The sequence below is a fragment of the Micrococcus luteus NCTC 2665 genome, from assembly GCF_000023205.1.
In the GTDB taxonomy this organism is placed as follows: domain Bacteria; phylum Actinomycetota; class Actinomycetes; order Actinomycetales; family Micrococcaceae; genus Micrococcus; species Micrococcus luteus.
In genome coordinates this window covers 414,656-428,764 of the sequence record NC_012803.1, presented here as the reverse complement: position 1 = coordinate 428,764, position 14,109 = coordinate 414,656, and the positions used below count along the sequence as shown (strand labels likewise).

At 66.2% G+C, this 14,109-nt stretch carries 6 protein-coding genes, 1 tRNA gene and 3 rRNA genes; 4 read left to right on the top strand and 6 right to left on the bottom strand.

Annotated features, from left to right (window positions below; genetic code table 11):
* The first annotated feature begins 56 nt into the window (after positions 1–56).
* From MLUT_RS13515 to MLUT_RS13505, 3 genes are all read left to right on the top strand, one after another.
* Positions 57–1,616 carry a DUF5129 domain-containing protein gene (locus MLUT_RS13515; protein ID WP_012750744.1) on the top strand — a complete coding sequence of 520 codons (1,560 nt, stop codon included), beginning with the start codon at positions 57–59 and terminating at the stop codon, positions 1,614–1,616.
* 113 nt (positions 1,617–1,729) lie between these two features.
* A complete protein-coding gene (locus MLUT_RS13510) occupies positions 1,730–2,227 on the top strand; it encodes a carboxymuconolactone decarboxylase family protein (protein WP_010079436.1) in 498 nt (165 codons plus the stop codon).
* 58 nt (positions 2,228–2,285) lie between these two features.
* On the top strand, positions 2,286–2,648 hold the full coding sequence (locus MLUT_RS13505; protein ID WP_010079437.1) for a GNAT family N-acetyltransferase: 363 nt from the start codon (positions 2,286–2,288) through the stop codon (positions 2,646–2,648).
* Positions 2,649–2,713: 65 nt separating this feature from the next.
* Here MLUT_RS13505 and MLUT_RS13500 read toward each other — a convergent pair.
* A tRNA-Pro gene (locus MLUT_RS13500) sits at positions 2,714–2,790 on the bottom strand.
* A 131-nt stretch (positions 2,791–2,921) separates the two neighbouring features.
* On the opposite strand from MLUT_RS13500, the gene MLUT_RS13495 reads away from it, so the two are divergent.
* Positions 2,922–3,350: a hypothetical protein gene (locus tag MLUT_RS13495; protein ID WP_012750743.1), complete on the top strand. Its 429-nt coding sequence runs from the start codon at positions 2,922–2,924 to the stop codon at positions 3,348–3,350.
* 128 nt (positions 3,351–3,478) lie between these two features.
* On the opposite strand, the gene rrf is transcribed toward MLUT_RS13495, so the two are convergent.
* From rrf to MLUT_RS13470, 5 genes are all read right to left on the bottom strand, one after another.
* Positions 3,479–3,595: ribosomal RNA gene (gene rrf, locus MLUT_RS13490) — 5S ribosomal RNA — on the bottom strand.
* Positions 3,596–3,786: 191 nt separating this feature from the next.
* Positions 3,787–6,878: ribosomal RNA gene (locus MLUT_RS13485) — 23S ribosomal RNA — on the bottom strand.
* 437 nt (positions 6,879–7,315) lie between these two features.
* Positions 7,316–8,839: ribosomal RNA gene (locus tag MLUT_RS13480) — 16S ribosomal RNA — on the bottom strand.
* Together the 16S, 23S and 5S rRNA genes form the textbook arrangement of a ribosomal RNA operon.
* A 741-nt stretch (positions 8,840–9,580) precedes the next feature.
* Positions 9,581–11,911 carry a 1,4-alpha-glucan branching protein GlgB gene (gene glgB / locus MLUT_RS13475; protein WP_012750742.1) on the bottom strand — a complete coding sequence of 777 codons (2,331 nt, stop codon included), beginning with the start codon at positions 11,909–11,911 and terminating at the stop codon, positions 9,581–9,583.
* Between the two features lie 40 nt (positions 11,912–11,951).
* Complete coding sequence (locus tag MLUT_RS13470; RefSeq protein ID WP_010079441.1) at positions 11,952–14,051, bottom strand: alpha-1,4-glucan--maltose-1-phosphate maltosyltransferase; 2,100 nt, start codon at positions 14,049–14,051, stop codon at positions 11,952–11,954.
* Between the last annotated feature and the right edge of the window lie 58 nt (positions 14,052–14,109).

The following is a 14,109-nucleotide window of genomic DNA, read 5'->3' as shown; positions in this document are numbered from 1 at the left end:
ACCGGCCCTGCTGTACCTACGCTGGGTGGGACCGCCGACCCGTCCAGGAGGCCCCCGTGACCCGTCCGCCACACCGCACCGCCCGCCGCACTCTCACCGCGGTCGCCCTGTCCGCCGCCGCCGTTACCGGGCCGGCGGCGGCCGCCACCGTCGTCGCCCTGCCGGTCACGGCGGGGGTGACGGGCGCCGTCGTCGCCGCCGCGCCGCAGGCCCACGCCGTGGCCTGGGACCGGGTGGAGCTCGTGGATGACGCGGGCGTGATCGACCCCGCCCAGCTGCGCCGAGACCTGGCGGAGATCGAGTTCCGGGAGCCGACCCGCGTCGCCGTGGTCACCGAGCGCGGCCCGGACCTCTCCGCGCTGGACGACGACCGTGCGTCCCAGGCGTTCAACGGGCGGGTGCTCGAGCGGGCTCGCGCCGAGCACCCGGACTGGCTCAGCGCGGACGGCCAGAAGTGGGCCGACGGCCTCGTGATCGTGGCGCTCGACCCGGACAACCGGTTGATCGGGGTGTACGTGGGCGAGGACCGGATGCTCAGCACGGACCAGCTGCGGGATGTGCGCGAGGCCGGCCACGAGGCGGCCCGCGCGGCCCAATGGACGGACACGGTCGTGGAGGTGACGGGCGCCGCCGCAGAGCTGATCGGGCGCCCCTGGTGGCAGGCTCCCGAGCTGTGGTTCGGCGCGGGGATCGTCGGTGTGGCGGGCGGCGGCGCCGCGGCCGCGGTGCTCGCGAGCCGACGGCGTCGCCGCCGCCGGACGGCCGACCTGATGGCCGAGGCCCGCACCCACCTGACCTCCGTGACCCTGGAGATGGACGCCACCGAGGTGAACGCGGCCACGGTGCCCGAGGACTCGCCCCACGCGGCCGCGCTGATGGAGCGCTTCCGCGGCTTCCGGCGCCAGGCGCTCGAGGCATCGGCGGAACTGGACCGCCTCGAGGCCCTGCCGGAGCGCAGCCTGCATCGCACAGAGCACGCCCGGGCCGCGGAGGACGTCCGGGACCGCGCCCGTGAGCTCGACCGCCTCGACGACGCCGTGGCCGCGGCGAACACCTTCCTCAACCGCCACCCGGGGTGGTCGGCGGCGTGGGACCAGCAGACCGCCCCGCTGCGGGCCGACCTGGACGCCGTCGGCACGCTGGCCTCCTCCGTCGGCTCCGCCGGACCCGTCCGGTCCGCGGTCGCCGCGCTGGAATCCTTCCGCGCCGAGGCGCAGGACCGGCTCGAGGCGCTGGGCGCGGACCTGCAGGAGGAGCGCCTGACCCCGGCCGCGGCGCTGGACGAGCTGGACGCGCTGCGGCGTCGCCTGACCGGGCTGGTCTCCGCCCTCGCCGACGCCGAGGTGGCGGCGTTCGGCGAGGACGAGGCCGAGCGTGAGCTGCTGCGCGACGAGCTGCGCTCGCACCGTGGACCGGCCCGGTCCGCGCGCGGCTCGATCCTGGACTCCGCGCTGCCGGCGGATGCCTACTGGACGGTGGTGGCCTTCACCACGGGCCACCAGGCCGGCGAGCAGTCCGTCCAGGACCACCGCCAGGCGCAGTCCAGCTCCTCCGGGACCGGCTACGGATCCTCGGGCGGCTCGTTCTCCGGGGCGGGCTCGTCCGGCCGATTCTGAGGCGATCGGGGCCGGATCTGAGGCGATCGGGGCCGGATCTGAGCCAGAAGCTCGTCCGGGACCGGCACCCGGCCCCTGGCCCACCGCCCCGTTCTGCGAGACATTGAAGGACCATGACCGCCGCTGACACCCCCGCACCCCGCCAGGACCCCCTCGCGTTCTTCCTCGACAAGGCCGTGCCCGAGGCATGGCACGCGGTCGGGCCGCTGGCCTCGGCCGCGCGCGCTGCCGCCGAACAGGCCGGGCTGGACCGGCAGCTCGTGGAGCTCGTGAACCTCCGGGTCTCCCAGCTCAACGGCTGCGGGTTCTGCCTGGACCGGCACACCCGCCAGGGCGCCGACGCAGGTCTGAGCGTGCAGCGCCTGGGACTGCTGCCGGCATGGCGTGAGGCCGGGGCCGTGTACTCGGAGCAGGAACGCGCCGCGCTCGAGCTCGCCGAGGCGGTCACGGACCTCCCCGAGCAGGAGCAGCTGAACTACGTGCAGGCCTCCACGGCCGCCGTGCTCACGGACGCCCAGTACGCGGCCGTGCAGTGGGTCGCGATGGTGATGAACCTGACGAACCGCATCTCGATCCTGTCCCATCACCCCGTGCGGCGCCGGGACGACTGACCCCCTTCCCCGTCACCGGCCCGGCGGCGGGGTCCACCCAGGAACGAGAGGACCGACCATGACCGAGCAGACCCCATGCCTGGAGCACCCGCAGGTCCGCAAGAACGCGGAGGGGTACGAGATCGTCGTCGACGACGCGGGCACGGTGGCCGGCTTCACGGTGGCGATCGACTACGACACCGCCGACGGCCCGGCCCAGCGGATCTTCCCGCACACCAAGGTCGACCACGAGTACGCGGGCCGGGGCCTGGCCTCGACCCTCGTGCGCGAGGCGCTGAAGGACACCGTGGCCGCGGGCCGCCGGATCGTCCCCGTGTGCCCGTACGTGAAGGACTGGGTGGAGGAACACGACGACGTGGCCGGCGAAGTGGACCCGGCGCACGCCGAGCACCTCCAGTTCCTGGAGTCCCGCCGGGACTGACGCCCCGCACCCGGTGAGCACCCGGAGACGAGAAGAGCCCCCGCCGATTCGGCGGGGGCTCTTTCTGGTCGGGGTGACAGGATTTGAACCTGCGGCCTCGTCGTCCCGAACGACGCGCGCTACCAAGCTGCGCCACACCCCGTTGGAGGTCTCAGACCTGAATCCAACAGAGAGCGACTATACCAGCCGCAGCGGGTGCCGCCAAACCGGGATGCGGGGCAGAATCGCACGCGTGAGACCTCTGCGCATCCCGCGAATCCGAGAGAGGCCGGCATGAGCTGGTGGCCGTTCCCGCGTTCCTCCGCGAGCGCCTCCCCCGACGACGATGGCGCCCCGGCCGCGGCCGAGCTCGAGGAGGCCGTGGCCGCCCTGCGACAGATGTTGCGCGCGGAGCGGCACCGACTGCGCCCGGACAGCTGGGCCCTCGCATGGGAGATGGTCGAGCACGCCGCCGAGTACGCGCCGGCCTGGACTCGCCTGCAACGCACACGGCCCCTAGAGACCCAGGAGCTCGTGCTCGCCCTCACCGGGCGCTTGGAGCCGCTGCTGCGTGACTTCCTCGCACTCCCAGACTCGGACAAGCCGGCACACGCCGACGCCGTGCACGCGCGCCTTCTGGAGCAGCGCACGGAGCACGGCCGGCTGCGCCGCCGACTCACCCGCGCGCTCACGGCACGACTGCGGGCCGGCGAGGAGCTCTGAGCGCCGCGGGCGAATGCACCCGGGAACGCAGAAAGCCCCGTGCTCATCGCACGGGGCCGCCCGGTGAATCCTCCCGGGAATGCGGGAAGGGCCTCGCACCAACAGTGCGAGGCCCTCCCTCAAAGAATGTCCGGCGGCGACCTACTCTCCCACAACCTCCCGGTTGCAGTACCATCGGCGCTGTGGGCCTTAGCTTCCGGGTTCGGAATGGAACCGGGCGTTTCCCCCACGCTATGACCGCCGTAACCCTAACCCCACACCACCACCCTCAACACGGGCAACAGCAGGGAAACCTACGGGTCACACAACAGTGACACTATTCAACTGAAACACCTCAACCACCCACCAACACGTGGACAACCGGCTGCAATCAGACAACCGCACAGTGGACGCGAACACCAACCCATCACCTTGAAGCAAGCAATGGGATAAGAGTGTGTGTAAGTCATCGGCCTATTAGTACTGGTCAGCTTCACGAGTCTTCAGTCCTCGCTTCCACATCCAGCCTATCAACCCAGTGTTCTAGCTGGGGGCCTCACACCCTCAAAGGGGCAAGGAAATCTCATCTCGAAGCCGGCTTCCCGCTTAGATGCTTTCAGCGGTTATCCATCCCGAACGTAGCTAATCAGCCATGCACCTGGCGGTACAACTGACATACCAGAGGTTCGTCCGTCCCGGTCCTCTCGTACTAGGGACAGACCTTCTCAAATTTCCAACGCGCGCAGAGGATAGGGACCGAACTGTCTCACGACGTTCTGAACCCAGCTCGCGTACCGCTTTAATGGGCGAACAGCCCAACCCTTGGGACCTACTCCAGCCCCAGGATGCGACGAGCCGACATCGAGGTGCCAAACCATGCCGTCGATATGGACTCTTGGGCAAGATCAGCCTGTTATCCCCGAGGTACCTTTTATCCGTTGAGCGACGGCCGTTCCACAACGAGCCGCCGGATCACTAGTCCCGACTTTCGTCCCTGCTCGAGCTGCCACTCTCACAGTCAAGCTCCCTTGTGCACTTGCACTCGACACCTGATTACCAACCAGGCTGAGGGAACCTTTGGGCGCCTCCGTTACATTTTAGGAGGCAACCGCCCCAGTTAAACTACCCATCAGGCACTGTCCCTGACCCGGATCACGGGCCGAAGTTAGATATCCAGAGTGACCAGAGTGGTATTTCAACGACGACTCCACGAACACTGGCGTGCCCGCTTCACAGTCTCCCACCTATCCTACACAAGCCACACCGAACACCAATACCAAACTATAGTAAAGGTCACGGGGTCTTTCCGTCCTTCTGCGCGTAACGAGCATCTTTACTCGTAATGCAATTTCGCCGGGTTCATGGTTGAGACAGCGGGGAAGTCGTTACTCCATTCGTGCAGGTCGGAACTTACCCGACAAGGAATTTCGCTACCTTAGGATGGTTATAGTTACCACCGCCGTTTACTGGGGCTTAAGTTCTCCGCTTCGCCGAAGCTAACGGGTCCCCTTAACCTTCCAGCACCGGGCAGGAGTCAGTCCATATACATCGTCTTACGACTTCGCATGGACCTGTGTTTTTGATAAACAGTCGCTTCCCCCTGGTCTCTGCGGCCCCGATCCCCTCACACCAGCACGTGGTGCTCAAGGTTGGGGCCCCCCTTCTCCCGAAGTTACGGGGGCATTTTGCCGAGTTCCTTAACCATGATTCTCTCGATCGCCTTAGTATTCTCTACCTGACCACCTGTGTCGGTTTAGGGTACGGGCAGTTTGAACCTCGCGCCGATGCTTTTCTAGGCAGCATAGGATCACCGGATCACCCACCATGTGGGCGCCCATCAGGTCTCAGGCATACAGCCGGCGGATTTACCTACCGGCAGCCCTACACCCTTAGACCAGGTCATTTCCATTGCCCGGCCCGGCTACCTTCCTGCGTCACACCTGTTAATGCGCTTGCCTCCCCGGTTCAGGTCCCGCGCTCCCCATCACCGACCCCGTCAAAGACGAGGTTCGGGATGGTTCGGGCGGTTAGTATCACCGGCTCAGCATGGGCGGTTCTTCACTGGTACGGGAATATCAACCCGTTGTCCATCGACTACGCCTGTCGGCCTCGCCTTAGGTCCCGACTTACCCAGGGCAGATTAGCTTGACCCTGGAACCCTTAGTCATCCGGCGGACGGGTTTCTCACCCGTCTTTCGCTACTCATGCCTGCATTCTCACTCGTCCACAATCCACCAGAAGTTACCCGCTGGCTTCACCTCGTGAACGACGCTCCCCTACCCATCCAGCAAAACTGAATGCCACGGTTTCGGCGGTGTACTTGAGCCCCGCTACATTGTCGGCGCGGAATCACTTGACCAGTGAGCTATTACGCACTCTTTCAAGGGTGGCTGCTTCTAAGCCAACCTCCTGGTTGTCTCAGCAACTCCACATCCTTTCCCACTTAGCACACGCTTAGGGGCCTTAACCGGTGGTCTGGGCTGTTTCCCTCTCGACTATGAAGCTTATCCCCCACAGTCTCACTGCCACGCTCTCACTTCCCGGCATTCGGAGTTTGGCTGAAGTCAGTAGCCTTGTAGGGCCCATCGTCCATCCAGTAGCTCTACCTCCGGGAAGAAACACGTGACGCTGCACCTAAATGCATTTCGGGGAGAACCAGCTATCACGGAGTTTGATTGGCCTTTCACCCCTACCCACAACTCATCCCCTCCATTTTCAACTGAAGTGGGTTCGGTCCTCCACGCGTTCTTACACGCGCTTCAACCTGGCCATGGGTAGATCACTCCGCTTCGGGTCTAGGACACGCGACTCAATCGCCCTATTCAGACTCGCTTTCGCTACGGCTTCCCCACACGGGTTAACCTCGCCACGTATCACTAACTCGCAGGCTCATTCTTCAAAAGGCACGCTGTCACCCCACAAGGAGGCTCCAACGGTTTGTAGGCACATGGTTTCAGGTACTATTTCACTCCCCTCCCGGGGTACTTTTCACCATTCCCTCACGGTACTGATCCGCTATCGGTCAACAGGTAGTATTCAGGCTTACCAGGTGGTCCTGGCAGATTCACACGGGATTCCTCGGGCCCCGTGCTACTCGGGCAACCCTCCAACAGCGGCGGAACACATTTCGACTACGGGACTCTCACCCTCTACGGTCCAGCATCCACACTGGTTCGTCTATATGCCCGCACCTCACTGCGCCATGCCGGCAGACATGACAAGGAGGGGCCCACAACACCGCACATGCAACCCCTGCCGGGTATCACACACATACGGTTTAGCCCCATCCGCGTTCGCTCGCCACTACTAACGGAATCACTTTTGTTTTCTCTTCCTGTGGGTACTGAGATGTTTCACTTCCCCACGTTCCCTCCACCCGGTCTATGTGTTCAACCGGGGGTCACACGACACGTCGTGCGGGGTTTCCCCATTCGGAAATCCTGGTCTCAACGTCCGGTTATCGACTCCACCAGGCTTATCGCAGATTCCCACGTCCTTCTTCGGCTCCTGTTGCCAAGGCATCCACCATGCGCCCTTGGAAACTTTCACACACAATGAAAGTCCTCAAATGAGCAATATCTAACTAAGATGTCATTCTCGGCATCACCACACCTCACACACCACCCCAGGGGGAACAGTGCGATCAACGATGCAGCAACAAAAAATAAGATGCTCGCGTCCACTATGCAGTTCTCAAACAACAACCCACACCCCATCCACTAACCCACAAGGCCAGCTTCACAAGGTACGGAGACCAGAAACAACAACCCCAACCCTCACAGGTCAGGGTGCCTGCTGTTCCAGGACCCAACAGTGTGCCAACACCAGCTCGCAGCCACCAACATCACCCATTCCAACCACACCCGCAAAGGCATGACGTACTCGAGCACTGCCGGCACCACCACTGGCACCATTCATTGATGTTCCACCCATGAGCAACCCGCCATCACACACGCGGTGATGCAACGGGCACTGATGCTCCTTAGAAAGGAGGTGATCCAGCCGCACCTTCCGGTACGGCTACCTTGTTACGACTTAGTCCCAATCGCTGGTCCCACCTTCGACGGCTCCCTCCCACAAGGGTTAGGCCACCGGCTTCGGGTGTTACCGACTTTCGTGACTTGACGGGCGGTGTGTACAAGGCCCGGGAACGTATTCACCGCAGCGTTGCTGATCTGCGATTACTAGCGACTCCGACTTCATGGGGTCGAGTTGCAGACCCCAATCCGAACTGAGACCGGCTTTTTGGGATTAGCTCCACCTCACAGTATCGCAACCCATTGTACCGGCCATTGTAGCATGCGTGAAGCCCAAGACATAAGGGGCATGATGATTTGACGTCGTCCTCACCTTCCTCCGAGTTGACCCCGGCAGTCTCCCATGAGTCCCCACCATTACGTGCTGGCAACATGGAACGAGGGTTGCGCTCGTTGCGGGACTTAACCCAACATCTCACGACACGAGCTGACGACAACCATGCACCACCTGTGAACCCGCCCCAAAGGGGAAATCGTATCTCTACGGCGATCGGGAACATGTCAAGCCTTGGTAAGGTTCTTCGCGTTGCATCGAATTAATCCGCATGCTCCGCCGCTTGTGCGGGCCCCCGTCAATTCCTTTGAGTTTTAGCCTTGCGGCCGTACTCCCCAGGCGGGGCACTTAATGCGTTAGCTGCGGCGCGGAAACCGTGGAATGGTCCCCACACCTAGTGCCCAACGTTTACGGCATGGACTACCAGGGTATCTAATCCTGTTCGCTCCCCATGCTTTCGCTCCTCAGCGTCAGTTACAGCCCAGAGACCTGCCTTCGCCATCGGTGTTCCTCCTGATATCTGCGCATTCCACCGCTACACCAGGAATTCCAGTCTCCCCTACTGCACTCTAGTCTGCCCGTACCCACCGCAGATCCGGGGTTAAGCCCCGGACTTTCACGACAGACGCGACAAACCGCCTACGAGCTCTTTACGCCCAATAATTCCGGATAACGCTCGCACCCTACGTATTACCGCGGCTGCTGGCACGTAGTTAGCCGGTGCTTCTTCTGCAGGTACCGTCACTTTCGCTTCTTCCCTACTGAAAGAGGTTTACAACCCGAAGGCCGTCATCCCTCACGCGGCGTCGCTGCATCAGGCTTTCGCCCATTGTGCAATATTCCCCACTGCTGCCTCCCGTAGGAGTCTGGGCCGTGTCTCAGTCCCAGTGTGGCCGGTCACCCTCTCAGGCCGGCTACCCGTCGTCGCCTTGGTGAGCCATTACCTCACCAACAAGCTGATAGGCCGCGAGTCCATCCAAAACCGATAAATCTTTCCAACACCCACCATGCGGTGGACGCTCCTATCCGGTATTAGACCCAGTTTCCCAGGCTTATCCCAGAGTTAAGGGCAGGTTACTCACGTGTTACTCACCCGTTCGCCACTAATCCACCCAGCAAGCTGGGCTTCATCGTTCGACTTGCATGTGTTAAGCACGCCGCCAGCGTTCATCCTGAGCCAGGATCAAACTCTCCGTAAAAAATTACAGAACAACACCGTGGCAGCCGGAAATAACCACCACGACATCCATTCAATACCTAGCAGACCATCACCACACCACGGGGGTGGCAGGCGACGATCAACCAATATGTGTTAAAACAATTGGCATCAACAAACTTGGCACACTATTGAGTTCTCAAACAACAGGCGCTTCCAGCTTCAGCGACCCGCTCCGCGGGCCGTTTCGCTCTGGAGCAACTTCTCCATCCTAGACCATCCGTTTCGACCGTGTCAACTCCGTGTCCGAAGCATTCACCGTCCGTTCACATGGCCGGGCTAGAAAACCTTACCACGCGATCCGACAATGTCAACTCCGCTTCCGCGGGGCCAGACACTCACCGGACCATCCACGTGGAAGGCCTCGAAAACCTTACCACATGATCCCCGGCTGTCAAACCAGATCATCTTCTTCAGGAATCCCGACCCGCATCACTGCCGGCCGCGCACCCGGTGAGCACCACCCGCCCTGGACCTGCCATTCTCGGCATGAATCCGCGGATTCTGTGTTCTTCACCCCGCCTCCCGGTCACCCGGTCGGCGTCTTGAGCACGAGATGGAACTCTACACCCGAATCCCACCGAACACAAAATCAGGGGTGACACCCCGCGTGCAGTCCCGGGCGGGCGGTCGACTTCCGCCTGTTCTCGCGGATTCCTTCGGCCTGGCCAGCCCCGTTCGACGCTCCCGCGCCAAGACCGCCGATCGTGACGTGCACCACGCCTCAGTGCGTGCCCGTCGTGTCCGGGTTCGGCTGGAGCCACAGGGTGGTCAGCGCCGGCACGTTCACCGTGACGTGGGCCGGCTGGCCCTGCCACTGGCCCTCATGGGCAGTGACCACCTCGGACTGGCCGGTCTGCTCCCGCCAGCCGTCTCCGTGGAAGTCGATCGCGTCGGTGTCCAGCACCACCGTCCACTCCCCCGCGGACGGCACCCCCACCCGGAGGCCCTGACGCGGCGACCCCGAGAGGTTGGTGATGCACAGCAGCGGGGCGCCGCCCGGTTCGGCGGCCGGGACCGCGTCGCCGTCGTCGTCGATCCGCGGCTCCGGCACCACCTGCGCCGCGGGCATGCGGAGGAATACGAGCGTGTTGCCGTCAGCGTCGCCGCCGTCCACCCACGAGAATCCTTCCGGGCTGTGGTCCAGCGACCACAGCGCCGGCTTGCTGCGGTAGAGCGCGTTGAGCTCCCGGATCGTCAGCTGGACCCCGCGGTGCGCCTCGTCCCATGAGACGGGCCAGTCCAGGCCCTCTCCCTCGGACCACTCGCTCGGCTGCGCGTACTCCCCGCCCATGAACAGCAGCTGCTTGCCGGGGTGCGCCCACATGTACCCGTAGTAGGCGCGCAGGGTGGCCAGCTGCTGCCGGCGGTCGCCCGGGATGCGGCCCAGCAGAGAGCCCTTGCCGTGGACGACCTCGTCGTGGGACAGCGGCAGCACGTAGTTCTCCGAGTAGGCGTACACCATGGAGAACGTCCACTGCCCGTGGTGCCACCGGCGGTTGACCGGGTCCTGGGACAGGTAGGCCAGGGTGTCGTGCATCCAGCCCATGTTCCACTTCTTGCCGAAGCCGAGACCGCCCGCGTCCACGGGAGCGCTCACCCCGGAGAAGGCCGTGGACTCCTCCGCGATCATGTGGACGCCGGGGTGCAGGCGGTACACGGTCGCGTTGACCTCGCGCAGGAAGTCGATGGCCTCGAGGTTGTGGTTGCCGCCGTGCACGTTGGGCTCCCACTGCCCGTCCTCGCGCGAGTAGTCCAGGTAGAGCATCGAGGCGACGGCGTCCACACGCAGCCCGTCGATGTGGAACTCGCCGAGCCAGTAGAGCGCGTTGGCCACGAGGAAGTTGCGGACCTCGGTGCGGCCGAAGTCGAACACGAGGGTGCCCCAGTCCGGATGCTCGCCCCGCCGCGGGTCCGGGTGCTCGTACAGGGCGGTCCCGTCGAAGCGCGCGAGCGCCCACTCGTCCTTCGGGAAGTGCGCCGGCACCCAGTCCACGATGACGCCGATCCCCGCCTGGTGCAGCGCGTCCACCAGGTGCTTGAACTCGTCCGGGGAGCCGAACCGGGAGGTGGGGGCGTAGTAGCCGGTCACCTGGTAGCCCCAGGACCCGCCGAACGGATGCTCCGCGACCGGCAGGAACTCCACGTGCGTGAACCCCAGCCACTGCACGTACTCCACGAGCTGCTCGGCCAGCTCGCGGTAGTCGAGCCCGGGCCGCCACGAGCCCAGGTGCACCTCGTAGATGCTCAGCGGGCGCTCGTGCGGGTCCGTGACGCGGCGGCGCTCCATCCAGGTGCGGTCCCCGAAGGCGTAGTCGGACTCCAGCACACGCGAGGCCGTGGCCGGGGGGACCTCCGTCCAGCGGGCCATCGGGTCCGCCTTCTGCCGCCAGAGCCCGTCCCGGCCGAGGATCTCGAACTTGTAGCGGTCGCCGTGACCGACGCCGGGCGCCAGCAGCTCCCACACGCCGGAGGAGCCGAGGGACCGCATGGCGTGGGTCCGGCCGTCCCAGCCGTTGTGGTCGCCCACCACGCGCACGGCCCGCGCGTTCGGCGCCCAGACCGCGAAGGCCGTGCCGACGGCCTCGTCGGCGGAGGTGCGGACCACGCGCGCGCCGAGCACCTCCCACAGCCGTTCGTGCCGGCCCTCCCCGATCAGGTGCAGGTCCAGCTCGCCGAGCGTGGGCAGGTGCCGGTACGCGTCGTCCTGCTCCTGGACGGGGCCGGTCGTGCCGTCCTCGGTCTCGTACACCACCTCGACGCGGTAGTCGCCTGCGGCGGCCCCGGCCACGCGGGGCGTCGGGGCCACGCCCGCGAACACGCCGTCGTGCTCGTGCGTCAGCTCCACCCGCTGCCCGTCGCCGGCGCGGACCACCGTGACCGTGCGCGCCAGCGGGCGCAGCACACGGTAGGTGACCGCGGCGCCGTCGGGATGCGGGTGGGCGCCCAGCACGGTGTGCGGATCGTGGTGCCGGCCCTGCGCGACGGCGGCCAGCACCTCCGGGTCCACGGCGAGCGGGGCGACGGCGGGACGGGGGGCGGCGGACGGGGTCATGGCGGTTCCTGTTCTGGGGACGGCGGGCGTCGGGAGCGGCTCAGCCGTTCCGGACGACCCGCAGGACGTGGGCGGGCTCGACGTTCGGGTCCAGGCGGACGTACGGGGTGCGGCCCCACTGCCAGCGCTGGCCGGTGAGCAGGTCCTCCACCTCGACGGCCCCGGACGCGTCGCGGTCCTCGGGGCGCAGACGCAGCGCCTCGAGGTCCAGGTCCAGGGTCGCCTCGACGACGTCGTGCGGGTTCGTGGTGACGACGACGATCAGGGTGTCCTCCGCGGGACCGACGTCGGTGACCGCCTCGGCGTCCCGGTGCGCGCCCTCGGGCCGGGCCGAGCGCGTCTTCGAGAACACGAGCAGGTCCGGGTGCGTCGAGGCGTGCAGGGTCAGGTTCTGCAGGTCGCCCAGCGCCGGGTGCGCCGCGCGGATCTCATTGAGCCGGGTGAGGTACGGGGCGAGCGAGGCACCCGCGGCCTCCGCGCCCTCCCAGTCCCGGGGCCGGTACTCGTACTTCTCGTTGTCGATGTACTCCTCCGCGCCGGGCCGGGCCACGTGCTCGAACAGCTCGAACCCGGCGTAGACGCCCCACAGCGGGCTGGCCATCGCGGCGACGACGGCGCGGATCCGGAACGCGCCCGGGCCGCCGTGCTGCAGGTACTCCGTGAGGATGTCCGGCGTGTTGACGAAGAGGTTGGGGCGGTAGAACGCCGGCGTCTCGTGCGAGATCTCCTGGAGGTACTCCGCGAGCTCCTCGGCGGTGTTCCGCCAGGTGAAGTACCCGTAGGACTGCTGGAACCCGACCTTGCCCAGGGCGTGCATCATCGCGGGACGGGTGAAGGCCTCGGCGAGGAACACGGCGCGCGGCTCCTCGGCGCGGACCTTCGCGATCAGCCACTCCCAGAACCACAGGGGCTTGGTGTGCGGGTTGTCCACGCGGAAGATGTGCACGCCGCGGGCGACCCAGCCCCGCACCACGTCCAGCACCGCCTGGGCGAGGCCGTCCGGGTCGTTGTCGAAGTTCAGCGGGTAGATGTCCTGGTACTTCTTCGGCGGGTTCTCCGCGTACGCGATGGTGCCGTCCACGCGGGTGGTGAACCACTCCGGGTGCGCGGCGACCCACGGGTGGTCCGGGGAGCACTGCAGGGCCAGGTCCAGGGCCACTTCGAGGCCCGCGTCCGCGGCCGCGGCCACGAACGCCTCGAAGTCCTCGACGGTGCCCAGGTCCGGGTGCACGGCGTCGTGTCCGCCCTCGGGCGCGCCGATCGCCCACGGCGAGCCCGGGTCCTGCGGCCCGGCCGTCAGCGTGTTGTTCGGACCCTTGCGGTGCGAGGTGCCGATCGGGTGGATCGGCGGCAGGTAGGCCACCTGGAAGCCCATCCGGGCGACCGCCGGGAGCCGGCGGGCCGCCGTCGCGAAGGTGCCGGAGGACCACGTGCCGGTGGCCTCGTCGAAGCGGGCGCCCTCGGAGCGGGGGAAGAACTCGTACCAGGCGCCGCGCCCGGCGAGCTCACGCTGCACGTCCAGCGGGTAGAGCTCGGAGCTCGTGAGGTGCTCCCGCACGGGGCGGGCGTGGAGGACGGCGGACACCTCCGCCGACTCGGCGGAGGCCAGGCGCTGGGCCGGGATGAGGGACTCGTCCTCGAGGCCGCGAACGACCTCCTCGAACACGGCGCGGTCCTCGGCCGAGCGCTCCGCGTCCTCGGCGGCCCGGCGGAACAGGGCGGCGCCCTCGGCGAGCATCAGCTCCACGTCGATGCCGGCGGCGATCTTGACGGTGGCCGCGTGCTTCCACGAGCCCACCGGGTCGTCCCAGCCCTCGACCACGAACTGGTGCAGGCCCGGCTCGGCGGGCCGCAGCGTGGCCACGACCTCGTCCAGCCCGGGCCGGCCCGGACGCATCTGCACGCGCTGCACCTCGGCGCCGGCCGGGTCGAGCAGGCGGACGGTGGCGCGCACGGAGTCGTGGCCCTCGCGGAACACGGTGGCGCGGACGGGGATGTCCTCGCCGACCACGGCCTTGGCCGGGAACCGGCCGTCCAGCACCACGGGCTGCACGTCCATCACCGGGATGCGCCCCGTGACGGTCTGGAGGCGGACATCGGCTGCGGCGGCGCTCTGGGTGTCGGGCTTCACGGTGCTCACGCCACGACGCTACCCCGCGGCCGCGCCGGTGAGAACGGCCGGCCCGCCCGCCCGCCGT

What these genes read in the sequence shown, in the direction of transcription:
- MLUT_RS13510 (WP_010079436.1), top strand. Translation starts at nt 1,730, where the DNA reads ATGACCGCCGCTGACACCCCCGCACCCCGCCAGGACCCCCTCGCGTTC.
- MLUT_RS13505 (WP_010079437.1), top strand. Translation starts at nt 2,286, where the DNA reads ATGACCGAGCAGACCCCATGCCTGGAGCACCCGCAGGTCCGCAAGAAC.
- MLUT_RS13495 (WP_012750743.1), top strand. Translation starts at nt 2,922, where the DNA reads ATGAGCTGGTGGCCGTTCCCGCGTTCCTCCGCGAGCGCCTCCCCCGAC.
- glgB (WP_012750742.1), bottom strand. Translation starts at nt 11,911, where the DNA reads ATGACCCCGTCCGCCGCCCCCCGTCCCGCCGTCGCCCCGCTCGCCGTG.